Origin of the sequence: Nonomuraea cypriaca (assembly GCF_015645445.1) — a bacterium.
Classification (GTDB): Bacteria; Actinomycetota; Actinomycetes; order Streptosporangiales; family Streptosporangiaceae; genus Nonomuraea; species Nonomuraea cypriaca.
This window is the reverse complement of record NZ_JADOGI010000036.1, coordinates 14,492-40,179: the sequence shown is the minus strand read 5'-3', so window position 1 is coordinate 40,179 and position 25,688 is coordinate 14,492. Positions and strand designations below refer to the sequence as shown.

The following is a 25,688-nucleotide window of genomic DNA, read 5'->3' as shown; positions in this document are numbered from 1 at the left end:
CAGCGATGACAGCACAAATCGACGGTGTCGGGCTCGCGCACGTGCTGAGCCGCGACCTCGATGGCGAGGTCGCGTTCGACGACTACACGCGGCACCTGTTCTCCCGCGACGCGAGCATGTACTCGATCATGCCGGTCGGTGTGGTGTTCCCCAGGCACGCCGACGACGTGGCGGCGGCGGTGCGGGCCGCGGGGGAGGCCGGAGTTCCGGTCGTCCCGCGCGGGGCGGGCACCAGCCTCGCGGGTCAGACGATCGGCCCCGGCCTGGTCCTGGACTTCTCCCGGCACATGAACCGCATCCTCGACCTCGACCCCGAGGCCCGTACCGCGCTCGTCGAGGTGGGCGTGGTGCAGGATCAGCTCAACCAGGCCGCGGCCGCGCACGGGCTGATGTTCGGACCGGACACCTCGACCAGCAACCGCGCCACCATCGGCGGGATGATCGGCAACAACTCCGCGGGCAGCGGCTCGCTCACCTACGGGATGACCATCGATCACGTCCGGGCCTTGGACGTCGTACTCGCCGACGGCTCACGCGCCCGGCTCGACCCCGTCGACGAAGCCGAACGTGCGCGTCGTGCCGAGCTGCCCACGCTGGAAGGCCGCCTGTATCGCGAGTTGCCGGAGCTGGTGCGGGCCAACGCCTCAGCCATCGCGACAGGCTTCCCGCCGTTCTGGCGCCGGGCATGCGGATACCGGCTCGATCGGCTGGCCGCGGGCCCGGAATTCGACCTGGCGAAGTTCGTCGTCGGTTCGGAAGGCACCCTGGTCGTCGCGACCCAGGCCCTGGTGGACCTGGTGCCCAAGCCGCGTCGGACGGTTTACGCGGTCGGCCACTTCACCTCGACGGCCGAGGCGATCGCCGCCACCCAGGACGCGTTGTCCTGCGACCCGGCGCAGGTCGAACTGATGGACCGCACCATCCTGGACCTGTCTCGCCAGAAGATCGAGTACGCCGAGCTCGGCAGCATCCTGCAAGGTGACCCGGACGCGCTGCTGTTCGTGTCGTTCAGCGGCGACGACGAGGACGAGCTGATCGCCAAGCTCGACCAGGTCACCGAGACGTGGAAGCGCAACTCGCACGGATATCACACGCTGCGGGCGGTGACCCCGTCCCAGCAGACCGCCTTGCTGAAGGTGCGCAAGTCCAGTCTGGGACTGCTCATGGCCGCGAGCGTCGGCACGCGTCGTCCGCTGGCCTTCATCGAGGACACTGCGGTCGACCCGGTGCATCTCGTGGCGTACACCCGCCGCTTCCGGGAAGTGCTCGACAAGCACGAGCTGACGGCGGGCTTCTACGGTCACTGCTCGGTCGGCTGCCTGCACATCCGCCCGTTCGTCGATCTGGCGCAGCCGGATGAAGTGCGCAAGATGCGCGCCGTGGCCGAGGAGATCAAAAACCTGGTCGCCGAGTACGGCGGGGTCAACTCCAGCGAGCACGGGGACGGCCTGGCGCGCAGCGAGTTCAACCGGGAGATCTTCGGCGACGAACTGTATGAGGCGATGCGCGCGGTAAAGCGGGTGTTCGATCCGGCCAACCTGATGAACCCCGGCAAAATCGTCGACGCCCCGCCGATGACGGATCACCTCAGAGATGCCGCGTTGCCACCCGCGAAGCCGTTCGACACCCGGCTTCAGTTCGAGGTGGTCGGCGGGATGCGGGGCGCGGCCGACCGGTGCATGAACATCGGGCTGTGCCGTAAGAGCACAACGGGAGCGATGTGCCCGTCCTACATCGCCACGCGCCAGGAAGAGCACTCCACGCGCGGCCGGGCGAACGCGTTGGTCAAGGCACTGTCCGAACCGGACCCCCGGGCGGCGCTCGGGGACGAGCGGCTGCACGAGATCCTCGACCTCTGCCTGATGTGCAAGGCCTGCAAGAGCGAGTGCCCGATGAGCGTGGACATGGCCACGCTCAAGGCCGAAACCCTCTCCCATCACCACGACATCCACGGAGTGCCGCTCCGTTCACGGATCTTCGGGTCGATCCGGGCACTGAACCGCCTCGGCTCGGCCACCGCGCCACTGTCGAACCTGCCCGCACGAGTCGGGGTCCTGCGCTCGCTGCTGGACCGCACGATCGGCATCACCTCGGCACGCCCCCTCCCCGTCTACCACCGCATCAACCTCGTGCGCTGGTTCCGCAAGCATCGCGACCCCCAGGCGCCTGCCGCGCAGGGCACTGTGACATTCCTGGCCGACTCCTTCACCACCTACACCGAACCCCACATCGGCCGGGCCGCCATCGAACTGCTCGAGCGGGCCGGGTGGGGCGTATCTTTGGCCGGCGGGGGCTGCTGTGGCAGGTCGAGCCTGTCCAAAGGGCTGGTCGACGACGCCAAAGCCAAGGCGGGCAAGCTCATCGCCGCACTCGCCGAGACCGACACCCCCATCGTGGGCTGCGAACCGTCGTGCCTGTACACGTTGCGCGACGAGCACGTCGCGATGATGCCGGGCGACCCCCGGGTGCGCCAGGTCGCGGACCGGGTCCGGCAGGTGGAGGAGTTGCTGACCGAGGCCGTCGACGCGGGCCGGTTGCGCTTGCGGGAGGACTCCTGGCTGGCGGGCAGGCGGATCCTCTTCCACGGCCACTGCCACCAGAAGGCGGAGGTCGGCACTGCCGCCACAATGGCTCTGCTGCGCCGTATCCCCGGCGTGGAGGTCGTCGAACTGGACGCCGGTTGCTGCGGGATGGCCGGTTCCTTCGGCTTCGAGTCCGAGCACTATGACGTCTCGATGACCGTCGGTGAGGACCGCCTGTTCCCGGCGCTCGCCGCCGAACCCGAGACCACTGTCGTCGCAGCCACCGGGGTGTCCTGCCGCCAGCAGATCTTCCACGGCGCCCAACGCGACGCGTGGCACCCGATCGAACTAGTGCGTGAGGCTCTCGCCGGCGCAGAGGGAAGCAGGCGCCGATGAGAATCGTGCGATACGACCACGCCGGGCACGTCAGGTCCGGTGTCCTGATCGGTGACGCCGTACACGAGCGGAGCGGGGGACCGATCGTGGCCGCGCTGCGGGAGGTGACGCTGCTCGCGCCATGTGATCCCCGGGTGGTCGTCTGCGCGGGGAAGAACTATGGGGAGCCGGACGGGACCGGGAGGCCGAAACTGTTCCTCAAAGCGGTCAACGCCGTCACCGGACCCGGATCCGCGGTCCGCTTCCCACCGGATCTGCGACGCCTGGAGTACGAGGGCGAACTGGCCGTCGTGATCGGCAGCACAGCGCACGAGGTGCCCGAGCGGTCCTACCGCGACTACATCCTCGGCTACACGTGCGCCAACGACATCACCGCCGACGACTGGCGAGCGGACGGGCAGTGGGTGCGCGCCAAGAGCGCGGACACCTTCTGCCCGCTCGGGCCCTGGATCGAGACCGACGTGGACGATCCCGCCGCGCTGCACATCCGTACGACGGTCAACGGCCGGCTCGTCCAGGACAGCCCCACCAAGGACATGATCTTCGGGGTCGGCGAGCTGCTGGCCTACGTGACCCGCTGGATCACCCTGCAGCCGGGCGACGTCCTGCTGACCGGCAGCCCCGCCGGTGTCGGGCCGCTGGCCCCCGGGGACGTGGTGGACGTCGACATCGAAGGCGTCGGCACCCTGACGAATTCCATCGTGTGACAACAAAAGGAGTCGCCGTGCGATACGCGGTGAACTGTTCGATCCTGCTGACCGACCTGCCGCTGCTGGAGCGTCCGGCCGCGGCCCGAGCCGCCGGGTTCGACGCCGTCGAGTTCTGGTGGCCGTTCAGCACCTCCGTGCCCGCCGACGGGGAGGTCGACGCGTTCGTACGAGCCATCGACGACGCGGGCGTGCGACTGATCGGGCTCAACTTCGCCGCGGGGGACATGCCCGCGGGCGACCGCGGACTGATGTCGTGGCCCGGACGGTCCGCGGAGCTGCGGGACAACATCGCGGTGGTCGCCGACATCGGCCGGCGGCTCGGATGCCGGTCCTTCAACGCCCTCTACGGCAACCGCGTGGACGGCGCCACCGCCGGGCAACAGGACGACCTCGCCGCCGAGCACCTCGCGCTGGCCGCCTCGACGGTGACAGGCACTGTCCTCCTCGAACCGGTCAGTGGCGCCGGCCGTTACCCGCTCAAGACGGCCGCCGACGCCGTCGCGGTGATCGAGCGGGTGGCCGGAGACAGCGGCGGCACCAACATCCGCCTGCTGGCGGACCTCTACCACCTGTCGGTCAACGGAGACGACGTCGACGCGGCGATCAGCGCGTACGCCGACCGCATCGGTCACGTTCAGATCGCCGACGCCCCCGGACGCGGTGAACCGGGCACCGGCGACCTGCCGCTCGACCGTTGGCTGGCCGCCCTCGAGCGAACCGGTTACCGCGGCTGGACCGGTCTCGAGTACCGCGCTATCGGCGGGGATCCGTTCGCCTGGCTGCCCCGCGACCGTCGCTCTGTGACAACCTCCACGCGCTGAAGGAGAACTCATATGACCGCCGTCACCGTCATCGGGCTTGGCATCATGGGCGGCCCGATGGCCGCCAACCTGGTCAAGGCCGGTTTCGACGTCACCGGATTCAACCGGAGCAAGGCCAAGGTCGACCAATTGGTGGAGCAGGGCGGCCGAGGGGCCACCGGCATCGCCGATGCCGTTCGGGAGGCGGATGTTGTCATCACCATGCTGCCGGACTCACCCGACGTCGAGGACGTCGTGCTCGGCGCGGACGGGATCCTGGCACACGCGCCGACCGGCAGCCTCTGGATCGATGCCAGCACGATCCGCCCCGACGTCAGCGTGCGGCTCGCCGAAGCCGCTGCCGCCCAAGGTCTGCGCGCCGTGGACGCCCCGGTCTCCGGTGGTGAGAGCGGAGCGATCGAGGCCAGCCTGTCCATCATGGTCGGTGGCGGCGCCGCCGAGTTCGAGGCCGCCCGCCCGGTCCTGGAGGCAGTCGGGTCAACCGTCGTGCACGTGGGACCCGCCGGTTCGGGGCAGACCGTCAAGGCCGCCAACCAGCTCATCGTCGCGGGCACCATCGAGCTCGTCGCCGAGGCCATCGTGTTCCTCGAAGCCCATGGTGTGGACACCGAGGCCGCGGTCAAGGTCCTCGCGGGCGGCCTGGCCGGCAACCGGATCCTCGACCGCAAGGCCGCCGGGATGCGGGCCCGTACCTTCCAGCCCGGATTCCGGATCGACCTGCACCACAAGGACATGGGCATCGTCACCGCCGCCGCCCGGGAGGCGGGCGTCGCTATCCCCCTCGGTGCCGCCGCCGCCCAGCTGATGGGCGCGGCACGCGCCCAAGGACACGGGAACCTCGACCATTCCGCCCTGCTGCTGATCGTCGAGCAACTATCGGGCCGTACGAACCGCTAGGAGATCTGTCATGCCACGTATGCGAACCGTCGACGCAGCGGTGAGGATCCTGGAACGCGAGAACGCCACTCAGACCTTCGGGCTACCGGGCGCGGCCATCAATCCCTTCTACTCCGCGATGCGGGCGCACGGCGGTATCAAGCACATCCTCGCGCGTCACGTCGAGGGCGCCTCGCACATGGCCGAGGGATACACCCGCGCCCGCGCCGGAAACATCGGCGTGTGTGTCGGCACGTCCGGTCCGGCGGGCACCGACATGATCACGGGTCTGTACTCGGCGTGGGCGGACTCCATCCCTATTCTGTGCATCACCGGGCAGGCGCCGGTCTCACGCCTGCACAAGGAGGATTTCCAGGCAGTCGACATCGCCTCCATCGCCAAGCCCGTCACCAAGATGGCCATGACCGTCCTGGAGCCCGGGCAAGTGCCCGGCGCCCTCCAGCAGGCCTTTCACCTGATGCGGTCCGGTCGTCCCGGCCCGGTCCTCATCGACCTGCCGGTCGACGTCCAGCTCGCCGAGATCGAGTTCGACATCGACGCCTATGAGCCGCTGCCCGTCTACAAACCGGCCGCGACCCGCGCGCAGGCGGAGAAAGCCCTTGACATGCTCGCCGGGTCCGAGCACCCGCTGATCGTGGCCGGTGGCGGCGTCATCAACGCCGACGCCGCCGGCCTGCTCGTCGAGCTCGCCGAACTGCTGGACGTGCCGGTCGTGCCGACCCTGATGGGCTGGGGAGCGATCCCGGACGACCACCGGCTGATGGCCGGCATGGTCGGGCTGCAGACCTCGCACCGGTACGGCAACGCGACGATGCTCGCATCGGACTTCGTGCTCGGCATCGGCAACCGGTGGGCCAACCGCCACACGGGAGGCCTGGACACCTACACCCGCGGACGCACGTTCGTGCACGTCGACATCGAGCCCACCCAGATCGGCCGGGTCTTCGCTCCCGACTACGGCATCGTCTCCGACGCTGCGGCGGCCCTGGAGCGGCTGGTCGAGGTCGCACGCGACCGGAGTGAGGCGGGCCTTCTGCCGGACCGCGCGGACTGGGTCGCCGAATGCCGCGAACGCAAGCGCACCATGCACCGGCGCACGGACTTCGACAACGTGCCGATGAAACCCCAACGGGTCTACCAGGAAATGAACAGGGCATTCGGCAGGGACGTGCGCTACGTGTCCGCGATCGGGCTCTCCCAGATCGCCGGCGGGCAGTTCCTGCACGTGTACGCGCCACGCCACTGGATCAACTGCGGCCAGGCCGGTCCACTCGGCTGGACAGTGCCTGCGGCACTCGGCGTGCGCGCGGCGGAGCCCGACGCCACCGTCGTCGCCCTGTCCGGCGACTACGACTTCCAGTTCATGATCGAGGAACTCGCGGTCGGCGCCCAGTTCAACCTGCCCTACATTCAGGTGCTGGTGAACAACTCCTACCTCGGCCTCATCCGCCAAGCCCAGCGCGGCTTCGACATGGACTATCACGTGCAACTGGCATTCGACAACGTGAACTCCCCCGACCTCGGGGGATACGGTGTCGACCACGTCAAGGTCGCCGAAGGGCTCGGCTGCAAGGCCATCCGCGTGCGTACGGCGGACGAACTGCCGGAGGCGTTCGAAGAGGCGGTCAAACTCATGACGGAGTTCCGCGTCCCGGTCATCGTCGAGATCATCCTCGAGCGCGTCACGAATATCGCCATGGGAACCGAGATCGACGCGATCGCCGAATTCGAAGACCTGGCCGATGCCGAGTTCGAGTCGTACCCCGCCTCCCTCGACCGATGAGCAGCGCCACGACCTCGGGCGCGGGGCTCACGGGCCGCCGAGCTGGAGCTCCGCGATAGTGAAGAAGCCGGTCGAGGTGCCTGGAGCCGGTCTGGTCATGTCCAACGGCACTCCCGATGACGCCTCCACTGGTGCGGGACCGGCCCGGGTCCGCGCGCGAGAATCGCTCGAAGATCTCCCCCTGAAGGTCGGCCGGTATGCCCGAACATCACCAGCTCGAACAACTGCAGCCGGTTCAGGGTCTCCTCCACCCCGTGCAGCGACAGCCCCGTGATCAGGACATCGCCGTCCCGGCCCCGGACGGCGTCGACCCGGTAGTCGTCCAGGGCGGACAGGTCCACGGTCTGCGGCGGGCCGCCGACCGGCAGCGCGGCCAGCGTCAGCTCGTCCTGGCGGCTGAGCGTGACCGGCGTGGTCCCCTCGCGCGACACCACCGCCGCATGCGTGAGGCCTGGCGGTGCTGCTCGGGCTCATGGCCAGGATCCCGGCGCTGGAACGCGGGGTGGGCAGCGATCGGCTGGCCCGCTGGCACGCCATGGGCGGCCGGTACGTCATCGGGCTCATCACGGCGCACGTGGTGACCATCATCTGGGGGTACGCCCTCGCCGACCGGAGCGGCGTCGTGAACGAGACGGCGACCATGGTGCTGACCTTCCCCGACGTACTGAAAGCGACGGCGGCCCTGCTGCTGCTCATTGGAGTCGGCCTGGTCTCGGCCCGCGCCGCGCGTCGCCGGCTGCGTTACGAAACGTGGTTCTCGAAGCGGATCGTCAGGGCTTCGATACCGCGATCTCGCAGTTTCCGTCGGTGCATGCCTCCGGGTCACTTCCGTCAGCCGTTGTCACTGTCGGGAACGGGGTGGGCGGGGTGAGAGACGGGCTCTGCGAGGCACGAGAAACCGAGGGCTTGGCGCTCTCGGTGCCGTCGTCGGGCGCGCCGCATCCGGCGACGGCCAGCGCGGTGAGCGTGGCCAGCACCATGCGGCGGGCCGCACGTCGCGTGCGCCCCGCCGGGGCCGAGTCTGACATGGCATTCAGCCCTTCGTGTCTCGTCCGGGGGGCGGGGTGGCGGCGATCTGGGAGGTTATTTGAACGCCCCTGTTTTTTGAGGAGTGGGGGGCCGTGGCCGCCGCGCCTCCCCCAGCGCCGCCGGAGCCCCGGGCACCGCGTGAGTTCCCAGGTAGACCAGCCGTCGAGGTCGAGGAGCAGGGGGCCATAGCCGTCGATCAGCACAGCGCCTTTCCCGTTTGACTCTCACGCCGCGTGAGACTTTTATCGTCGCCTTCGTAAACACCTACAGGAAGGGCGACCATGTCCTCAAACCTCAACCTCATCCCCGAAGAGCGCACCGAACTGTTCGGCGACTTCAACCCCGACGACTACGGCGCGGAGGCCGAGCAACGCTGGAGCGGCAGCGAAGCCTGGGCGGAGTCTGCGCGCCGTACGTCGTCGTACACCAAAGGAGGACCGGATGCGTTTCACCGCCGAGGCGGCCGAGATCAGCGCCCGTATGGCGGAGGCGATGCGCGCGGGCGTGCCGGCGGACAGCGAACGGGCCATGGATCTCGCTGAAGAGCACCGGGGCCACATCACCGCTGGTGATACACGTGCACGTACGAGAAACACCGCGGCCTCGGCGAGATGTACGTCTCGGACCCTCGCTTCACGGCCGGCATCGACCAGACCGCCCCGGGCCTCGCCGAGTACTACCAGGCCGCCATCTCGGCCAACGCCACCCGCCACAACGCCTGACACCCGGCCCGCCCCTGCGGGGCCATGGCGGCCACCATCAAGTTGCTCGGCTGGTTCCGATTCCTTCGGGCGATCGGGGTCGCATGGGACGTCGCGGGCAGGGCTGAGCCCAGGGACTTCACTCTCTGGCTGAAGACCGTCCGGAAACCGTCCAGGCCTCGCCCGCCTGACTCTCCGGTTCCTGGGGCCGTGAACGCACTCACTGGCAAGGCAACCCTGGCCGCCATTACGTTCCTCGAACGCGATGTCCAGCCGACGGCAGAACTCCGCGATCATCGGCAACGCGCCCAACTGCCGCTGCAACACGAACTCCGACAGATCTCCGCCCGCCCCCGGCGCGCCCGGTGACGAGGCTGATCCGAAAGACCACTCATACTCAGCCACACGGACCAGCCCGCCCACCATGATGCGGACCGCGAAAACAATCATGCGGAGAACGCGTCTAGCGTCTAGCGTCTAGCGGAGGGGAAGGCGCAGGACGAATCGCGCGCCATGGGGGCTGTCCTCGATCTGGAGGATGCCACCGTGCGCCTCGGCGATCTGTCGGGCGATCGGCAGGCCCAACCCGGTGCCTCCGGCACGCCTGTCGCGGGCGGTGTCCAGCCGGGCGAACCGCTGAAAGACCAGTTCGCGTTTGTCCGGATCGATGCCCGGCCCGTCGTCGAGCACTTCCAGCATTGCGATGCCGTGCGGGAAGCGTTGAGCGTCACGGTTGGTGCCGGGCGAACGCCGTACGCAGAAGGTGATCGTGGTGGCGGCGTGCCGTTCGGCGTTGTCGATCAGGTTGGCGAGCAGGCGCGACAACCGAGCTTGGTCGCCGGTTACCATCACGCCGGGCTCCAGCGAGTACTCGAACCTCTTGCTCGCATCAGAGCGCCTGCCGCACTCCGTGGTCACGAGTTCGGCCAGGTCGATCGGCTCGTGTTCGACCTGCCGTCCCACGTCCTGCCGTGCGATGGTCAGCAGGTCACCCACGATCGCCTCGAGCCGGTCCAGGCTGCGCAGAATCGTGTTCCCCACCGCCGGCAGGCTGGTCTCCTCAGGGGCATGCAAGGCGTCCTCGATCTCGGCGCGCATCGCGGCAATGGGGCTGCGCAGTTCGTGGGAGGCGTCTGAGGTGAAATTGCGCTGTTGTTGCATCGCGGCCTGCAGGCGGGCCAGCGTCCGGTTGACGCTGTCGGCCAAATCGTAGATCTCGTCCCGTCTTGGCGGAATGGGGACCCGGCGCTCGGGGCAGGTCTCGTTGATCTTGTCGAGTTCCGCTTGGATGGCGGTCACCGGCCTGAGGGGCGCGGTGACGATGCGGTAACCGAGGAAGGTTATGGCTGCGGCCAACAGCGCCGCGGCGACTCCCACCGTCGTGGCCAGCCACGGAGCGATGTACGGAGGAACCGTGGGGGAGGCGCTGTAGACGATCCAGTCTCCTCCCGTTCTGTAAGCCGACTGCGCGGCGACGATGTTGCATTGGCCGGAAGGGAAGACCCCGCCACACACGATCCTGGTGACGATGTTCGTGCCGTCGGGAGTGAACTTGGCCATGACCGGCTTGCCCCGGAGACGCGATGTCGAAGCGACGACCACCCCACGAGAGTCGACGATCTGCAGGTTGCGACCCGTGCGCTCGACCAGGGGTGTGACCAGCTCGTCATGTTCCACCTCCCTGGCCACCCGGCCACCGGCCGCGACGATCTCTTCGATGAGAGATTCGGTGGCGAACCGGTGGAACGCCACCATAAGCGCGGTGGCCAGGAGTGTGGACAGTAGCGTCGCCACCACTGCGGTGAACAGCGTGACACGAGTTGTAATCGAGATACGTTGCGGGGTATTCATGTTCCAATCACCCCAGCCAGTCGAGCACATGGGCCGTAGCAGCCCGTGAATGGGGAGGGCGGGTTTTGGCATGTGTGGCGCCAAGACCTCATCAAGCGCTCTACCTGGCGATACATCGCTCGGCCCGGGTTGGCGGCGGAGTCGGACAGCCACGCGCTGGTCATCCCCGGGTCAGGTACCAGGACCAGCTCGCTAGGGCATGTCCGGCGGATCATGCCGGGCGGCCCGCCGGCGCTGAATCGCTGTATCGACTCGCCGGATAAGGAGCTGGGTGACGCAGGTTGGGTCCGTCGATAAATACCTCGACATCGGTCGCGGTGATCGGGGACACTTCGCGCGATGACCAGAATCGATGACACACCGCCGGCGTGGGACGAGCGCACCCAGCTCACCACGTTTCTCGACTACGCACGTGACACCGCCCGCGCCAAATGCGATGGCGTCACTGCGGAGAACGCCCGCAAAGCGCTCCTGCCGGGCTCACCGCTGATGACCATGAGCGGAGTGATCAACCACCTCCGCTGGGTCGAGTACTACTGGTTCCAAGTGGTCTTCCTCGGTGAGGAAGACCGGGGCCCCTGGACCGAGGAAGACCCCGACCGCGAGATGCGTATCGCCGTTGACTTCTCGCTCACTCAATTGCTCGACGAATACGCCGAACAGAGCACCCACTACCGCGAACTGGTCGCCGGGAACGGCCTGGACAAGCAGGCCCAGCGAGCCGTCCGCAACGGCCTCCACGTCGACCTGCGCTGGATCCTCCTCCACCTCACCGAGGAGACAGCTCGCCACAACGGCCACCTGGACATCCTGCGCGAGATGCTCGACGGCACGACCGGCGACTAGATCCGGCGGAGATCACGGGCGGAGCCAGAGCCGGATCGAGGCAACGGTGACGGTGCCGTGGAAGATGTAGCCGCGCTTGTCGAACCTCGTGGCCACGGCTCGGGAGTTCTTCAACGCGTTGATCGTCCGCTCGACTTCGTTCCTTCGCCTGTAGATCGTCTTGTCGAAGCCTGCGGATCGGCCGCCCTTGCTGCCCCTTCGCTGGCGGTTGGCCCGCTGGTTCTTCGGCTCGGGGATGGTGTGCTTGATCTGGCGTCGTCGCAGGTAGCGGCGGTTGCGACGGGAGGAGTACGCCTTGTCGCCGCCGAGATTGTCGGGCCGCGTGCGCGGGTGTCCGCCACCGAGGCGGCCAACACGGATGCGTTCCATGACCGGAATGAGCTGCGGAGCGTCACCCCACTGGCCCGGAGTAATCAGCAGGGCCAGAGGGCGGCGTCCACCTTCACCAGCGAGGTGGATCTTGCAGGTCAGGCCACCCCGGGAGCGTACGAGCCCCTCGTCGGGGCGGCGCTGCCGGGGCGTGCGTCTTTTCCCGGCACTCTTGGCGGTTTCCTACGAGCCCCGGCGGCGTGCTGATGGGCCCGGCAGGAGGTCGAATCGACGCTCACCATCGACCAGTCGATCCGGCCTTCCGCGTCGGCGTCGGCCAGGACGGCCGCGAAGATCCCCTCCCAGGTGCCGTCCGCCGACCAGCGTCTGTGCCGTTCGTACACCGTCTTCCATGGACCGAAACGCGCAGGTAGATCCCGCCATGGCACCCCAGCGCGCAGTCGGTACAGGATTCCGTTGATGACTCTGCGGTGGCTGGCCCAACGGCCGCCGCGCTGCCCGGATTTCGGCAGATGCGGCTTCAGCCGGGCCCACTCCGCGTGCGGTAAATCTCCCCGCCCCATGCTCATGCCAACGACCCGAAGCCAGCCGCGACGGTCACATGATCCGCAGGACAGGCCCTAGCGATTCTTGATCGCCTGGCCGAAGACCCATGTTCGCAGGAGGAGGAATCGCAGGCAGGTGGTGGCTAGGTTGGCTACGACGAGCACGCAGAGTTCCAGCGGCTGGGCGGGGCCGGGGTCGATGGTGTGCAGCAGGGCGAGCGAGCCGCCGGTCAGGCCCAGGCTCGCGGCGAAGACCACGAGGCCTTGGGCCTGGTGCAACCACAGGCGGCCGGTGCCGCGCACGCCGAAGGAGAACCGGCGGTTGAGCGCGGTGTTGACCACAGCGGTGATGAGGAGGGCGATGAGGTTGGCCGTCTGGGCCCCGGTCCCCGTGCGCAGCAAGGCGTACAACAACAGGTACGCGACGGTGCTGGCGACGCCGACGGTGGCGAAGCGCAGCAGCTGCCCGGTCAGGCCGTCGGGCACACCGGCGACGGGCAGCGGGGCACGCCCGAGCTGCTCGCGCAGGCGCGTCAGGGGCAGTCGGCCGGTGCTCAGCGCCTTGGCCAGGCGGGCGATGCCCTTGAGGTCGGCGATGGCGGTCTGCAGGATGTCGACGCGGCTGTCAGGGTCGTCCACCCAGTCGACGGGCACCTCGTGAATGCGCAGGCCAGCGTGTTCGGTGAGTACGAGCAGCTCGGTGTCGAAGAACCACCCGGTGTCCTCCACCAGGGGCAGCAGCCGCGCAGCCACGTCGGCGCGGACGGCTTTGAAGCCGCACTGCGCATCGGAGAAGCGAGCCGAGAGCGTGCCGCGCAGCAGCAGGTTGTAGCATCGGGAGATGATCTCCCGTTTGGGACCGCGGGTCACGCGAGCTCCGCGGGTGAGGCGCGAGCCGATCGCCAGGTCGGAGTGGCCGGAGATAAGCGGCGCCACCAGCGGCAGCAGCGCGGTGAGGTCGGTGGACAAGTCGACGTCCATGTAGGCGAGCACCGGCGCGTCGGAGGCCGACCAGGTGTGCTTGAGAGCGCGGCCCCGTCCCTTTGCCGCCAGCCGTACGGAGGCGACCTCCGGCAGCTCTGCGGCGAGTCTGGCCGCGATCTGCGGAGTGTCATCGGTGCTGGCGTTGTCGGCGATCGTGATGCGAAAGGGGTAGGGGAACTCGTGGACCAGGTGGGTGTGCAGGCGGCGTACGCATGACTCCACGTCGTCCTGCTCGTTGTAGACGGGGACCACGACATCGAGGACCGGCGTTCGCGCCGCAGGGTCTACGGGTGCGAGGTGTGCGGGAAGCGCTGAAGTGCTCATGACCTTACCGTTGTCCGGGCGGCTGTCAGGGTCTTGTGGTGTTGCTGTGGCGGGGCTGTGAAGGTCGCGGCGCGCCGGATCACGGCGAAGCGGCGGCTCTCCGGGTGCGGGGAGCCGCCTTTGCGCAGAGCCGATCAGGAAGCCGAGCCGTCGGATGACGTCAGGTCGTAGACGGTGACGCCGCCGACCGTACCGGCACGGAACGTGGCCGCCACCCACGCGGAGATCTCCGAGGCGGCGCCGTTGCCACCCATGGGGCCGTGGTCGCCGCCGATGAAGTAGTGGATCTTCCGGTCGGTGACGTACTGCTGGAACTGGGCGAGGGTGGGCGAAGGATCGCTGCCGTTGAAGCCGCCGATGGGCATGACCGGATCGCCGGTGGCCAGTTGGTAGCCCGAGGCGTTCTGCGATCCGATCGCCGCCGCCACCCAGGTGCAGGAGCCGGCGTCGCGCCGCAGCAGCTCGACCATGTCCGCGCTGGGGGTGGAGCCGTTGAGCAGCCCTCCCATGCCGCCGCCCCGCGCCATGCCGCCCGCGGGCATACCGGCCCGTGGCCCGCCACCTCGCGGCAGGCTGTCCCGCCCACCGTTCCGCGCTGTCCCACCTTGGACGCCTGGTGCGTCCTGGGCGGCGTTCGGCGGCATGCCGCCTGGTCCGCGGCCTCCCCTGCCTCCGGAGCCGACTGTCACGGACGGACCGGCCGACGGGATCGAACCGCCATGCGGGGTGGCGGCGGTGTCCATCGCGTAGGCCCCTGGCCCGGCGAGCACCACGGCGAGCGCCAGCGTTGCGCTCACCCAGGCGACCCGCACGGGCAGCCGCATGGGCAGCCACACGGAGGCCAGCAGTCCGAGCGCCGCCAGGAGCCCGCCGATGAGCACCACCCAGCGCAGCCACGGCAGGAAGTCGCCGCTGCGCCCGAGCAGCTCAAATGACCACCAGGCCGTCACCAGCACGGTGGCAGCCGTGATGGGTGCGGCCCACGCGCCGCTCCACCGCCTCCACAGGGTCACCGCGCCCATGCCGGCCAGCGCGCCGAGGGCCGGAGCGAGGGCCACGGTGTAGTAGGCGTGGAAGATGCCCGCCATGAAGCTGAACACCCCGGCGGTGATCAGCAGCCAGCCGCCCCACAGCACGAACCCGGCGCGGGTGCGGTCGGTGCGTGCGGCACGAGCGGTCACCGCCAGCCCCACGGCCACCAGAATGAGCGCAGCGGGCAGCAACCAGGCGACCTGGCCTCCCTGCGCGGCGTCGAACATCCGCGCCCATCCGATCTCACCCCAGCCGCCGCCCGGCCTGCCACCGACGCTGCCGGTCTCGTCCCCGTTCAGCCGTCCCAGGCCGTTGTAACCCAGCGTCAATTCCAGGAGGCTGTTCTCCTGTGAACCGCCGATGTAGGGACGCATCGAGGCCGGCACCAGCTCCACTACGGCGATGTACCAACCGCCCGAGACGACCATCGCGACACCCGCCAGGACAAGCTGCAGAACTCGCCTGCCGAGCTTGGGCGGCCCGGCGATGAGGTAGACGAGCGCGAACACCGGGACCACCAGCAGCGCCTGGAGCATCTTGGCCAGGAAGCCGAAGCCGACGAAGACCCCGGCCCACACCAGCCACTTGGTGGAGCCGCTCTCCACGGCTCGGACGACCGCGTACGCGCCGGCGACCATGAGCAGCACCAGCAGCGCATCCGGGTTGTTGAAGCGGAACATCAGCACCGCCACCGGCGTCAACGCCATCGCCGCACCGGCGATTAGGCCGGCCGCCGGGCCGTACCAGCGGCGCACGGTCGCGAAGAGCAGCCCGACCGTGGCGACGCCCATCAGGGCCTGCGGCACCAAGATGCTCCAGGCGCTGACGCCGAACAACCGCGCAGACAGGGCCATCACCCACAACGAAGCGGGCGTCTTGTCCACGGTGATCGAGTTGGCCGCGTCAGAGGAGCCGAAGAAGAACGCCGTCCAGTCCTGTGATCCGGCCTGAGCCGCCGCCGCGTAGAACGAGTTCGCCCAGCCGGACGCGCCCAAGCCCCACAGGTAGAGCACGGCGGTGGCCAGCAGTAGCGCCGACAGGGCCGGACGTTCCCAGGGTGCGTGGCCGGTCTGCGGGCGCCGCCGCCTTCCGCCGCGCGCCGGGTCGGGCGGCGGCCGGTCTACCGGCGTGGCAGGCAACGTGGAGCTCATCGGTGCGTCCTTTCATCCATGCGTACCCGAGAACTCTCGGCCACCGGCCTGTCCGCGGCTTGTGCCGACGCTGTGCGTAGCCTGTGAGCTGGTCCCGCGGCGTCTCGCGGGGGGGAGGCCTCAGGCCCCGAGAACGGCCCCCTCGGCTGTCAGCGGCAGCCGCACGGTGAACCGGGTACGACCGGGCACGCTGTCGACCTCCACGGTCCCGCCCTGCGCGGTGAGCACCGCGTGCACGATGGCCAGCCCGAGGCCGGTGCTGCCGGCCGCTCTGGAGCGGGAGCCGTCACCGCGGGCGAACCGCTCGAAGATGTGCGGCTGCAGTCCGGCCGGGATGCCCGGGCCGGTGTCGACGACCCGCAGCACGGCCTGCTCCTCGCGCACGCCCACACTGACCGTGACACGGGTGCCCTCGGGCGTGTGCACACGCGCGTTGGCGAGCAGGTTCGCCAACACCTGCTGCAACCGCGCCGGATCGCCGACGACCCTGACGGGCTCCTCTGGCAGATCCAGCCGCCAGTCGTGCTGTGGGCCCGCCGCGTGGGCGTCACCAACCGCGTTGACCGTCAACAGCGACAGGTCGACGGGCTCATGCGCCAGGGGCCGGCCCGCGTCCAGGCGGGCCAGCAGAAGCAAGTCCTCGACCAGCGCGGTCATCCGCCGCGCCTCGGACTCCACCCGGCTCAGCATCTGCGCGACCTCAGACGGCACAGGCCGCCCGGTTCGCCGGCCCAGTTCAGCGTAGCCGCGGATCGCCGCCAGAGGAGTGCGCAGCTCGTGGCTGGCGTCGGCGACGAACTGGCGCACCTGCGTCTCGCTGGCGTGCCGTACCTCCAGGGCGTTGCCGACATGGTCCAGCATCCGGTTCAGCGCCGCGCCCACCTGGCCGACCTCGGTACGCACGTCGGCGTCAGCCTCGGCGACCCGCTGCGGCAGCTCCACCTCGCCACGGTCGAGGGTCAGCTGCGACACGCGGGTGGCGGTGGACGCCACCCGGGACAACGGCCGCAACGCCCGCCCCACGATCACCACCCCGATGTACGCCACTGCGAGCAGCACCAGCACCGTCACCCCGGCCACCACGCCGGCCACCAGGTACAGCGTCTCCTTCGTGTCCGCCAGCGGCAGCCCGGTGACCAGGACCGCGCCGTCGGGCATGTCCCGCGCAACCAAGCGGTAGTCGCCGAGCTCGCCGAGATCGTAGCTGCGCGGCGCGGCGCCCACCGGCACCGCAGGCAGCCTGATGTCGAGGTTGCCGACCTCCGGCTGCGTCTGCCCGTTCTCCATCAGCACGTCCGCGTTGACGACCACGCCGTGGCAGACCCGCGCCGCCAGGGTGCCGATGACCTGCCCCGGCGGGAAACCCCGACCTCGCGGCTGCATACAGTCGGCCGGGTCGGGAGGCGTCGAGAGGTCGAAGCCACGCGGCGCCCGATCCGCCGCCGCGGTCAGCTGGCCATCGACGCGATCGTAGAGCACCTTGTTCAGCGTCACCTCAGCGGTCACGCCGACGATCAGAAACGCCGGCACCAGCAGCACGATCATGGCCGCGACCAGGCGAGCCCGCAGCGACCAGCGCGCGGGCCCGCGCCAGTGGCTCGTCAGCCGCGGCGGCTCACTCCCCGGGCCTGAGGACATACCCCGCACCGCGCAGCGTGTGGATCATCGGAGCCCGGCCGGCGTCGATCTTCTTGCGCAGATACGAGACGTACAGCTCCACCACGTTCGCCTGCCCTCCGAAGTCGTAGTTCCACACCCGGTCGAGGATCTGCGCCTTGCTGAGGACCCGGCGCGGATTGCGCATCAGGTAGCGCAGCAGTTCGAACTCCTTGGCCGTCAAAGTGATCAGCTCGCCGTCGCGCCTGACCTCGTGGCTGTCCTCGTCCATGACCAGGTCCCCGATGACGAGCTGCGCGCTGGAGCGCAGCTCCGAACGGGCGGCCCGGCGCATCAGGCCGCGCAGCCGCGCCACCACCTCCTCCAGGCTGAACGGCTTGGTCACGTAGTCGTCGCCGCCTGCCGTCAGCCCGGTGATCCGGTCCTCGACCGAGTCCCTCGCGGTCAGGAACAGCACCGGCACGTCCGGCGACTCCCCGCGCAGCCGCCGCAGCACCTCCAAGCCGTTGATGTCGGGCAGCATCACGTCGAGCACGACGGCATCCGGTCGGAAGTCGCGGGCGATCCGGACGGCGCTCAGGCCGTCTTCGGCGCTGCGTACCTCCCAGCCCTCGTAGCGCAGCGCCATGGACAGCAACTCCGCCAGAGTGGACTCATCATCCACCACCAGCACCCGTACCGGGCTGCCGTCCGGCCGGCGCAGCTGCTCGCGAGCGTCCGCATTCGCCATCGTCATGGCCTGATTGTCGTGAATGATGCTGTGTGCACCCTTTAGTCATCCTGTGTACCAGCTGTGAGTTCTCACACTGCATCGATCCACCACCTCCTGATCGGCTGTAAGACGCCCAAATCAGAGCGTCTGTTCACCCCTGATCGGCTATTGGCCGCGCCGGGAGGCCTCTCGTGCGGGGCTGGCCAGGCCAGGTGGCGAGCGATGAGGTAAACAGGGAGGCCGCGCAGGCCGAGCAACTGATCCCGCTGCTCATGGTGCACTCCGCGGCAGCTGCGGGATTGCGGCCGGCAACCGCCGTAGCGGGGGTACGGCCGACCGTCAAGGGCGCCAACGACACCTTGGAGAAGCTGGCCACCGCGCGCGACAAGGGCGAGTTCGGCGGCCTGGTCGGACTGGAGAAGACGTTCGCGTTCAACCTGTCCGGGCACGTCCTGCACACGATCTTCTGGCAGAACCTGTCCCCCGACGGCGGCGACCGCCCCGACGGTGAGCTGGGCGATGCGATCAACGAGCGCTTCGGCTCCTTCGACGCCTTCAAGAAGCAGCTCACCACCGCCACCGCCACCGTCCAGGGCTCCGGCTGGGGCGTGCTGGCCTGGGAGCCGCTCGGCCGCCGCCTGGTCGTCGAGCAGGTCTACGACCACCACGGCAACATCGGCATGAACAGCACCCCGCTGCTCGTCTTCGACGCCTGGGAGCACGCGTACTGCCTGCAGTACCGCAACGTGCGCCCGGACTACGTCGAGAAGCTGTGGGGCCTGATCAACTGGAACGACGTCATCGCCCGCTACGACGCCGCCCGCGGCGCCTAGCCTCATGCCGGCGACGCCCGCCCGGTCCGAGCTTGGTCCGCGGGGCCCAAACTGGTCAGGCCACTAATAACCAACAGCGTCCACGGCAAAGATCCACCACTCCTGCCATAACGGCTGGCCAGCAGCAACGACATCGATGCTGCGATGATCGTGCCATCCACCGACAACGGAATCAGAGCCGCCGCCCACTGATCCTCACCATGCTTGAGCACCAGTTCGTGCATATGACGGTACGAATCCACTGCCGCGATAACGGCTACCAAGAGCACACTGACCGTAGTCGTCCGGTGAATCCACCGCTCGGCACACGAAGTTCTCATCCCAGCTCACCCTCCGCCACGTCCGATAAGGAACTCGAGCGTGAGCATCCATGGGGATTGGGATTTGGTGTGTGTCGGTCCTCGGACACCAACCAAATCCCGAGGGGATGCCCCTCGGGGCGTCGGGTGAGGCTTACTTCGGCTGTCACTTTCAAGTCGCCCTCGATCAGCGACTCATGAGCGAGCGTGCCTCAGCGGGTTTTGACCAGCAACCGGCGCGGCCGGTAGACGAACCCGTCGCTCCAGCACACGGCCGACAGGTCCTCCCGCGCGCGCAGGTCAGGCAGGCGCGTCACCAGGGCGCGGAATGCTTCTTGCAGCTCCATCCTGGCCAGGTTCGCGCCCAGGCAGTAATGGGGACCGTGGCCGAATGCCAGGTGCGGGTTGGGCTGGGTGCCGGTGAACCTGTGCACGTCGAACCGTAGCGGGTCTTCGAACACGGACGGGTCGTGGTCGGCGGCCCAAAGGTTGGACAGCACGACGGTGCCGGCCGGAATGGTCCCGCCGGACACCTCGACGTCCTCGGTGATCCGCCGGAGCATGCCGTTGCTGCCGGGCGCCTCGTGGCGGAGGATCTCCTCCACCGCCGGTTCCAGCAGTTCCAGATGCGCAGCGAGCTCGGCGTACCGACCAGGGTGGCACAGCAGGCGGAACGTGCCTCGGATGATCATCGAGGCGGTGGTCTCGTGCCCGGCCAGGATCAACGTGAAGACCATGTTGGTCAGCTCGTCCTCGCTGAGGCTGTCCCCACCGTCGCGGGCCTCGATGAGCAGGTCGATCAGGTCGTCGCCCGGCTCGGTCCGGTGTTGTTCGATCAGCTCCCGGGCATAGGCCGTGAACGCGGCAAGTCCCTCGGCCCTTGCCTCGGTGCTCGCCTCCGAGGTGGACAGGAACATCTCCGTCCAGGTGCGGAACTGGTCGAAGCGGTCCGCTGGCACGCCGAGCATCTCGCAGATCACCTGCGCGGGCAGCGGCAGCGCGAAGTCCACGACCAGATCGAACTCCTCACCGGCTGCGTCGATCAGCTCGCTGGCGATGGCCGCCGCGCGGGGCCGCCACCGTTCGATGTGCCTGGGCGTGAACGTGCCGTGCAAGATACGGCGGTAGCGGGTGTGCTCCGGCGGATCTTGGTTGATCAGCGCCGCTGGGTCGTCGTCCAGGAACGTACCCTTGACCATCCTGGGCAGGCCAGGTTCTCGCAGATTGCGGCTGCTGGCCGGCGAGGCGAGCAGACTGCGGACGTCCGCGTACCGGACGATCATGGGTACTCGGTCACCGCTCGGCAGCGTGGCCGACTCCATCGGGGCCTCGGCGTGCCGCCGGGCCAGGTCGGGCGAAGGGGTGCCATCTGCTCCGGGAGGAAGGTCGGGCCAGGTCGATGTCGTGCTGGACTGCTCTGTCAAAGCCGCCTCCGTTGCTATGCCGTCGTCCGACAAGCTCGCTCGGAACGTACGAAATGGCCCGCCGTCGGTCAAGGTGACCGGCTCGAGCATCCGCTCGTTCGACGCCGTGGGCCGACGATGGAGACCCGGGCGCGCCGACCGCCCCGGCCCCGTAAGTCGGCGCGGAGCACCCGGTGGTTGGAGCCAGGAGGTCGTGAATCTGCACGGCGACCCGCCCGCCGGCCATGCCGCCATGCTGGATGAGGCGCTGCGGTACGTCGACGCCGCCGTCCTCACCGTCTGCTACCTGCCGTTCCTCGGAGGTGTCGACGCTGGTGATCGCCTTTGCCTGATCCGTACCACGCTCTTCGGCAACACCGTAGACGAGCAGGCCGCCGCGGGTGTTCGCCATGGCCGCGATGTCCTTGGCGAACTCGTGCAGGCTCTGTTGTTCCTTACTGGGTGGGGCGCCCTTCCGGTCGAGGTCTTCGGTCTCGGTGACTTTCGTCGCTACCGGGCGCGCAGGCCGGAGTCTCGGATCGCTTCGGCGAGCGGCTCGAGCACCGTGGCGTCCAGCGGTGGTGGCAGGTAGATGATGGCCAGGTCCAGACCTTCTTCGCCGAAGGCAGCCGCTTCATCCATCACCCTTCGGTAGTCGCGCTCGGCGTTGAGCCAGATGTGCGCCGACAACGTGATCTCCTGGGGGTCACGGTCGATGTCCGCGCAGTGGGAGGCGAGCACGTCGCGCTTTCGTGCGAACTCTTCCGGAGTGCCGCGGACGAAGTTCCAGTGGTCGGCGTACTTCGCGGTGATCCGCAACGTGCGCTTTTCGCCGCTGCCGCCCATACATATCGGCGGGTGCGGTCGCTGCGGCCCCTTGGGCTCGTTGCGCGCCGATCGCAGCCGGTAGAACCGACCGTCGAAATCGGTTGTCTCCTCGCTCAAGAGCCCGATCAGAACCTGGCACGCCTCTTCGAAGCGATCCATGCGTTCCTTCACGGTGCCGAGTTCGATGCCGTACGCGCGGGATTCTTCTTCGTTCCAGCCGGCGCCGATGCCCAGCTCGAGGCGACCGTTGGAGATGATGTCGAGGGCTGACGCCATGTTGGCGAGGACCGCGGGATGGCGGTAGTGGATCCCGGTGACCAGGGTGCCCAGCCGAAGCCGATTCGTGGCCTGGGCCAGTGCGATCAGCGTGGTCCAGCCTTCCAGGCAGGGGCCCGACGAATCGCCCTCGATCGGATAGAAATGGTCGAAGGTCCACCCCGACTCGTAGAGGTCGATGTCGTCGGCTGCCCGCCACACCGACAGCATGTCGGGCCACGTCGTGTTCTGCGGTGAGGTCTTGAAGGCGAATCGCATGGTCTTCCTTGTACTTCGCTGTGTATCAGTGCTTTTCAGGCCGGCACCGGGAGCCGTCATGTACTAGGTGGTGACGCGGGGAGAGTGCGACGCGACGCAGCAGACAACCGCGACGGCTCTCCTCGCGGCGGCCGAGAAAGGTCTTCGCGGCACGAGGCACGTCGGCCCGCGCTCGACCCTGTCACGAGGGCGCGTCTGCCGTTGAGCTGCAGATCCATGTTTACGAGCGTAGACCGCTCGACGTCCTCGCACGCAGGCCGGTGGCGTGCGGCGCCGGCTGACGTCGTTGCGTTTCACGACATCCGACGGCAGGGCAGATCACCGCCGACTCTCAGAGGACCGGCGAGCCGCCATCGTCAGTCAGGTGCTGTGGGTCGCTGGGACGGACGGGAGGGGCGCAGGCCGCGCAAGCGCGACCACGAGATCAGCACGTGAATCCGGTCCGGCAGGTCGAGCTTGGTCAGGATGCTGGACACGTGCACCTTCACGGTGTAGCGGCTGATCACCAGGTGCGCCGCGATCTCGTCGTTGGACAGGCCTTGTGCGATCAGCTCGCATACTTCTCGCTCGCGCTCGGTCAGCCGCCCGGCGGCCTCCAGCAGCGCACGGTCCTCGTCGGTGGGCAACATGGGCTGCAACGCCTGGATCATCCGGGTCGTCGCCTCCGGTGCCAGCACCGATTGTCCGGAGGCGACGATCCTGATGCCGTCGCGGATGCGCTCCCCCGGCGCGTCCTTCAGCAGGAACCCGCTGGCTCCGGCCTGCAGGCCCGCGTAGACGTAGCTGTCCAGGTCGTACGTCGTCAGGATCAGCACCCGCGACGGCCCGCCCCGCGCCACGATGCGGCGGGTCGCCTCGATGCCGTCCATGCCGGGCAGCCGGATGTCCATCAGCACCACGTCCGGCTCGTGCTCGGCGGCGGCCTCGACGGCCGAGGCGCCGTCGCCCACTGCGCCCACCACGGTCAGGTCGCCGGCCGCCCCGACCAGCCGGACCAGCGCCTCCCGCAGCAGCTGCTCATCGTCGCAGACCAGGACCCGGACGCCGGTCATGACACGCTCCGCAGCGGCAGCGTGGCGCACACCTCGAGACCATGCCGAACGCCGAGGTCGAGCCCAGGGTGGCCAGACCGATGGCCAGGGCCAGACCCCACCGTTCGGAACGCGTACGGCGCAGCACGGCGAACGCCATCACCATGGCGAAGATCTCCACCTGGATGGACAACCCCAGCCCGAAGTGCGAGGGCGTCGTCCCGGCCGCGATGTCGAAGCCGTACACCTCGTGCCACCACAGGTCGGCGCCGGCGTACAGCAGGTTGCCTGACGCGCCGAGGCCGCCCACCAGGAACGGCCATGGGGCCCGGAACGTGCGGAACACCGTCACCGACGGCGTGTCCGTCGCCGGCCCCCGCGCCCATGTCGAGAGCAGCACCACGATCAGGCAGCTCAGGCCGATGATCCCGGTGCCGGCGTAGAGCAGCAGGTGGGGCGCGGTCCAGAAGTTGTCCGGGCCGACGTCGCCGTGCCACTGCCCGTCCCATACCATGCCGGTCATCAGCACGGCGTAGCCGAACAGCAGGAACCACGCGCCGGTGACCTCCCGGCGCGGCACGTCACGCGGATCTGTCATCTCTCTCCCTCTCCGACAAGTGTGTTGACCGTGATCACCTCGGTGCCCGGGCCACCGCGCACGCGGATTCCGAGCTCCCAGGCGCCGGCCATCGTGAACAGCTCGCCCCGCGCCACGTAACGGCCCGTGCTGTCGTGGTGGGCGGCGAGTTCAGGGGTGGTGTGTCCCATGTAGGGCATCACCGCGAACACGGAGACCTCGGCGGGCTCCGGATCGACGCGGATCCTCGCCTCCAGCGGGCCGGTGTCCGGTTCCAGGTTCACCCGGACCGTGTAGTACGCACCCCGTCCCGTCAGCTCCAGCGGGTCCGGGCCGTCGCGGTTGACGATCCACAGGATTCCGGCGGCGATCAGCAGGACGGGCAGGACCAGGTATGCGCCCCGGCGCCAGGTCATCACGGGCTCCCTTCGGCCGCGACCTCGATGACCTGCGGCACTGTGACGATCGCGTAGTTCCTGGAGAACTGGATCCAGGCCAGGTAGCGACCCGGCCGCGGAAAGCTGAGGCTGAACCTCAGCTGCGGACCGTAGCGGGCGACCGACTCGTCGGGGACCTGTTCCGTGCCGGTGCCCATGGAGTTGTCCTCGTGGACGTGGCCCAGGTAGCCGCCGTCCTGGCTGCGGACGATCAGGTGCCCGGCCATACCGAGCCACGGCTGCAGTGCGCCGGCGCCCGTGTCCAGCGTGAGCGTCATCGGCCGCCCGGCCACCGGCCGCGCCGGCTCCACCACAGGCTCCCCGCTCCGCGTTGCCTGGCTCGCGGACTTCCCCTCCCGGTCGCCGGACCCGACCGTGAACGCGCCGGAGACGAGCTGCCCGCCCGCGTCCCAGCGCTCGAACTCGGCGTACACCAACTGGCGGCCCGAACCTCCCGCGCGCAGCCGTACCTCGTAGACGCCGGGCGCGGTGCGCGCGGGGTGCACGTGCCGGAAGTACGTGCCGTCCTGGCTCGTCACCACGACGTGCGCCAGCGCGGCGTGGTGCTCGGCGAGATCGTCGGCGGGACGGCCGGTGGAGCCGTCGAACAGCGCCACCCGCAGCCGGAACTCCGTGTACGCCCCGGGCCGCTCCGGCTCTACCTCGATCAGCGGCTGCGCGTTCGGCTTCCCGAGCAGGCGCTCCTGTGCCGGTACGGGCGTCGCCCCGTCGGGCACCGGCGGCGCGAACCACGGCGACAGCCCGCCCGCGGTGAACGCCACGACCGTCGCGACCACGAAGACGACGGTGAACCCGCCGGCCACCTCCCGCCGCGACAGCGCAGCCCCCGCCAGGGCGCCGATCAGGCCCACCGCGGCGCAGGCGAAGGCCGCGTACACGACCACCTCCCACAGCGGCGCCCCCGGTGTCAGCAGGTCGAACGGCAGCACCGACCGCTCGGCGCCGGCCCGCACCACGAGCTCGTGCGGGCCGACCCGGTCCGCCGCCAGGACCACCGGGTACATGCCCGGCCTGCCCTTCTCCACCAGAGCCGCCCCGGAGGAGGCGGCGCCGGACCGTGTGGAGCGCAGCGTCAGCCCGACCCTGCCGCCCAGGCCAGGGTCGTGCGCGACCACGTCCACCTGCAGCGGGGACGGGACCCGCAGACTGGCCCGTATCACCACCGTCAGCTCCATGCCGGCGATGGTCTGGGCGAAGCGCACGTCGCTCGCGCCGCTACGGCCGTGCGCCTGGGCGGGGGCCGCCCAGACGAGCACGACCGCGAGCGTGAGCAGGACCGGGATCAGGCGTTTGAGCACAGGCCCGAGCGTAGGAACGGGGCCGCGCCCGGCACATCACGCGCGGGCACTGACCTGCCTAGTTCCCGGGAACTACGTGCCTGCGCCTACACCTGCGCGAGGGCGTGCCGCGAAACATGGCACGCCGTCGGTCTCCAGCACGGCTATTACTCCAGCCCCATGCTGGACAAGGAGGA

At 69.0% G+C, this 25,688-nt stretch carries 22 protein-coding genes and 2 pseudogenes; 10 read left to right on the top strand and 14 right to left on the bottom strand.

The annotated features are described in order from the left end of the window. The first annotated feature begins 5 nt into the window (after positions 1-5). The 5 genes from ITP53_RS14710 to gcl are packed head-to-tail and all read left to right on the top strand — an operon-like array spanning position 6 to position 7,129. Positions 6-2,918, top strand: coding sequence for an FAD-binding and (Fe-S)-binding domain-containing protein (locus tag ITP53_RS14710; RefSeq protein ID WP_195895934.1), 2,913 nt, complete (start codon positions 6-8; stop codon positions 2,916-2,918). Next, positions 2,915-3,625 carry a fumarylacetoacetate hydrolase family protein gene (locus ITP53_RS14705; protein ID WP_195895933.1) on the top strand — a complete coding sequence of 237 codons (711 nt, stop codon included), beginning with the start codon at positions 2,915-2,917 and terminating at the stop codon, positions 3,623-3,625. Before ITP53_RS14710 ends, ITP53_RS14705 begins: the two co-directional genes overlap by 4 nt. A gap of 17 nt (positions 3,626-3,642) precedes the next feature. Further along, a complete protein-coding gene (locus ITP53_RS14700) occupies positions 3,643-4,449 on the top strand; it encodes a hydroxypyruvate isomerase family protein (RefSeq protein ID WP_328814498.1) in 807 nt (268 codons plus the stop codon). A 12-nt stretch (positions 4,450-4,461) separates the two neighbouring features. Then, on the top strand, positions 4,462-5,346 hold the full coding sequence (locus ITP53_RS14695) for a 2-hydroxy-3-oxopropionate reductase (protein ID WP_195895931.1): 885 nt from the start codon (positions 4,462-4,464) through the stop codon (positions 5,344-5,346). A 10-nt stretch (positions 5,347-5,356) separates the two neighbouring features. Beyond that, entirely contained in the window at positions 5,357-7,129 is a 1,773-nt protein-coding gene (gcl, locus tag ITP53_RS14690; RefSeq protein WP_195895930.1) for a glyoxylate carboligase, read from the top strand. Between the two features lie 95 nt (positions 7,130-7,224). Here the strand turns inward: gcl and ITP53_RS14685 are convergent, their stop codons facing one another. After that, positions 7,225-7,563: a hypothetical protein gene (locus tag ITP53_RS14685; protein WP_195895929.1), complete on the bottom strand. Its 339-nt coding sequence runs from the start codon at positions 7,561-7,563 to the stop codon at positions 7,225-7,227. A gap of 23 nt (positions 7,564-7,586) precedes the next feature. Between ITP53_RS14685 and ITP53_RS14680 the strand changes: the two genes are divergently transcribed. The 3 genes and pseudogenes from ITP53_RS14680 to ITP53_RS59230 form a co-directional block, all read left to right on the top strand. Further along, positions 7,587-8,000 carry a ferric reductase-like transmembrane domain-containing protein gene (locus ITP53_RS14680; RefSeq protein ID WP_328814494.1) on the top strand — a complete coding sequence of 138 codons (414 nt, stop codon included), beginning with the start codon at positions 7,587-7,589 and terminating at the stop codon, positions 7,998-8,000. Between the two features lie 599 nt (positions 8,001-8,599). Further along, a pseudogene (locus ITP53_RS61065) lies at positions 8,600-8,665 on the top strand (hypothetical protein); the annotation flags it as partial. A gap of 77 nt (positions 8,666-8,742) precedes the next feature. After that, a pseudogene (locus ITP53_RS59230) lies at positions 8,743-8,880 on the top strand (TipAS antibiotic-recognition domain-containing protein); the annotation flags it as partial. A gap of 456 nt (positions 8,881-9,336) precedes the next feature. On the opposite strand, the gene ITP53_RS14670 reads toward ITP53_RS59230, so the two are convergent. Then, a complete protein-coding gene (locus ITP53_RS14670) occupies positions 9,337-10,740 on the bottom strand; it encodes a sensor histidine kinase (protein ID WP_236050815.1) in 1,404 nt (467 codons plus the stop codon). Between the two features lie 309 nt (positions 10,741-11,049). Here ITP53_RS14670 and ITP53_RS14665 point away from each other — a divergent pair, with 309 nt between their 5' ends. Beyond that, complete coding sequence (locus ITP53_RS14665; protein WP_195895928.1) at positions 11,050-11,556, top strand: DinB family protein; 507 nt, start codon at positions 11,050-11,052, stop codon at positions 11,554-11,556. 12 nt (positions 11,557-11,568) lie between these two features. On the opposite strand, the gene ITP53_RS14660 is transcribed toward ITP53_RS14665, so the two are convergent. The 5 genes from ITP53_RS14660 to ITP53_RS14640 form a co-directional block, all read right to left on the bottom strand. Further along, positions 11,569-12,449 (bottom strand): IS5 family transposase gene (locus ITP53_RS14660; RefSeq protein ID WP_195895955.1). Its coding sequence is split into 2 segments (ribosomal slippage): positions 11,569-12,089 and positions 12,089-12,449, totalling 882 coding nucleotides; the frame shifts between segments, so codons are not numbered across the junction. A gap of 57 nt (positions 12,450-12,506) precedes the next feature. Further along, positions 12,507-13,739 carry a bifunctional glycosyltransferase family 2/GtrA family protein gene (locus ITP53_RS14655; RefSeq protein ID WP_195895927.1) on the bottom strand — a complete coding sequence of 411 codons (1,233 nt, stop codon included), beginning with the start codon at positions 13,737-13,739 and terminating at the stop codon, positions 12,507-12,509. 134 nt (positions 13,740-13,873) lie between these two features. After that, the gene (locus ITP53_RS14650) at positions 13,874-15,922 is read right to left on the bottom strand and encodes a glycosyltransferase family 39 protein (RefSeq protein WP_195895926.1); all 2,049 of its coding nucleotides are present in this window, start codon (positions 15,920-15,922) and stop codon (positions 13,874-13,876) included. 120 nt (positions 15,923-16,042) lie between these two features. Then, complete coding sequence (locus ITP53_RS14645; RefSeq protein ID WP_195895925.1) at positions 16,043-17,560, bottom strand: sensor histidine kinase; 1,518 nt, start codon at positions 17,558-17,560, stop codon at positions 16,043-16,045. After that, entirely contained in the window at positions 17,538-18,275 is a 738-nt protein-coding gene (locus ITP53_RS14640; protein ID WP_328814490.1) for a response regulator transcription factor, read from the bottom strand. The genes ITP53_RS14645 and ITP53_RS14640 overlap by 23 nt, the downstream gene beginning before the upstream one ends. Positions 18,276-18,442: 167 nt before the next feature. On the opposite strand from ITP53_RS14640, the gene ITP53_RS14635 reads away from it, so the two are divergent. Beyond that, positions 18,443-19,084, top strand: coding sequence for a superoxide dismutase (locus ITP53_RS14635; protein ID WP_328814487.1), 642 nt, complete (start codon positions 18,443-18,445; stop codon positions 19,082-19,084). A gap of 2 nt (positions 19,085-19,086) precedes the next feature. Here ITP53_RS14635 and ITP53_RS14630 read toward each other — a convergent pair whose 3' ends face one another. The 7 genes from ITP53_RS14630 to ITP53_RS14595 all read right to left on the bottom strand — a co-directional run bounded on the left by ITP53_RS14630 (position 19,087) and on the right by ITP53_RS14595 (position 25,512). Next, a complete protein-coding gene (locus ITP53_RS14630) occupies positions 19,087-19,404 on the bottom strand; it encodes a DUF2637 domain-containing protein (protein ID WP_195895924.1) in 318 nt (105 codons plus the stop codon). Between the two features lie 191 nt (positions 19,405-19,595). Beyond that, complete coding sequence (locus ITP53_RS14625; protein WP_236050813.1) at positions 19,596-20,807, bottom strand: cytochrome P450; 1,212 nt, start codon at positions 20,805-20,807, stop codon at positions 19,596-19,598. A 489-nt stretch (positions 20,808-21,296) separates the two neighbouring features. Continuing rightward, a complete protein-coding gene (locus ITP53_RS14615; protein WP_236050812.1) occupies positions 21,297-22,208 on the bottom strand; it encodes an LLM class F420-dependent oxidoreductase in 912 nt (303 codons plus the stop codon). A 296-nt stretch (positions 22,209-22,504) separates the two neighbouring features. Next, positions 22,505-23,200, bottom strand: coding sequence for a response regulator (locus tag ITP53_RS14610; protein WP_195895921.1), 696 nt, complete (start codon positions 23,198-23,200; stop codon positions 22,505-22,507). Next, complete coding sequence (locus ITP53_RS14605) at positions 23,166-23,777, bottom strand: hypothetical protein (RefSeq protein ID WP_195895920.1); 612 nt, start codon at positions 23,775-23,777, stop codon at positions 23,166-23,168. Before ITP53_RS14605 ends, ITP53_RS14610 begins: the two co-directional genes overlap by 35 nt. Further along, the gene (locus tag ITP53_RS14600) at positions 23,774-24,172 is read right to left on the bottom strand and encodes a hypothetical protein (RefSeq protein ID WP_195895919.1); all 399 of its coding nucleotides are present in this window, start codon (positions 24,170-24,172) and stop codon (positions 23,774-23,776) included. The genes ITP53_RS14605 and ITP53_RS14600 overlap by 4 nt, the downstream gene beginning before the upstream one ends. Further along, positions 24,172-25,512: a hypothetical protein gene (locus tag ITP53_RS14595; protein WP_195895918.1), complete on the bottom strand. Its 1,341-nt coding sequence runs from the start codon at positions 25,510-25,512 to the stop codon at positions 24,172-24,174. The genes ITP53_RS14600 and ITP53_RS14595 overlap by 1 nt, the downstream gene beginning before the upstream one ends. Positions 25,513-25,688 lie beyond the last annotated feature (176 nt).

Excerpts from the sequence above, each read along its gene's own strand:
- ITP53_RS14710 (WP_195895934.1), top strand. The coding sequence starts at position 6 with ATGACAGCACAAATCGACGGTGTCGGGCTCGCGCACGTGCTGAGCCGC.
- ITP53_RS14705 (WP_195895933.1), top strand. The coding sequence starts at position 2,915 with ATGAGAATCGTGCGATACGACCACGCCGGGCACGTCAGGTCCGGTGTC.
- ITP53_RS14695 (WP_195895931.1), top strand. The coding sequence starts at position 4,462 with ATGACCGCCGTCACCGTCATCGGGCTTGGCATCATGGGCGGCCCGATG.
- gcl (WP_195895930.1), top strand. The coding sequence starts at position 5,357 with ATGCCACGTATGCGAACCGTCGACGCAGCGGTGAGGATCCTGGAACGC.
- ITP53_RS14670 (WP_236050815.1), bottom strand. The coding sequence starts at position 10,740 with ATGTGCTCGACTGGCTGGGGTGATTGGAACATGAATACCCCGCAACGT.
- ITP53_RS14665 (WP_195895928.1), top strand. The coding sequence starts at position 11,050 with ATGACCAGAATCGATGACACACCGCCGGCGTGGGACGAGCGCACCCAG.
- ITP53_RS14655 (WP_195895927.1), bottom strand. The coding sequence starts at position 13,739 with ATGAGCACTTCAGCGCTTCCCGCACACCTCGCACCCGTAGACCCTGCG.
- ITP53_RS14650 (WP_195895926.1), bottom strand. The coding sequence starts at position 15,922 with ATGAGCTCCACGTTGCCTGCCACGCCGGTAGACCGGCCGCCGCCCGAC.
- ITP53_RS14645 (WP_195895925.1), bottom strand. The coding sequence starts at position 17,560 with ATGTCCTCAGGCCCGGGGAGTGAGCCGCCGCGGCTGACGAGCCACTGG.
- ITP53_RS14640 (WP_328814490.1), bottom strand. The coding sequence starts at position 18,275 with ATGACGATGGCGAATGCGGACGCTCGCGAGCAGCTGCGCCGGCCGGAC.
- ITP53_RS14630 (WP_195895924.1), bottom strand. The coding sequence starts at position 19,404 with ATGAGAACTTCGTGTGCCGAGCGGTGGATTCACCGGACGACTACGGTC.
- ITP53_RS14615 (WP_236050812.1), bottom strand. The coding sequence starts at position 22,208 with ATGACGGCTCCCGGTGCCGGCCTGAAAAGCACTGATACACAGCGAAGT.
- ITP53_RS14610 (WP_195895921.1), bottom strand. The coding sequence starts at position 23,200 with ATGACCGGCGTCCGGGTCCTGGTCTGCGACGATGAGCAGCTGCTGCGG.
- ITP53_RS14605 (WP_195895920.1), bottom strand. The coding sequence starts at position 23,777 with ATGACAGATCCGCGTGACGTGCCGCGCCGGGAGGTCACCGGCGCGTGG.
- ITP53_RS14600 (WP_195895919.1), bottom strand. The coding sequence starts at position 24,172 with ATGACCTGGCGCCGGGGCGCATACCTGGTCCTGCCCGTCCTGCTGATC.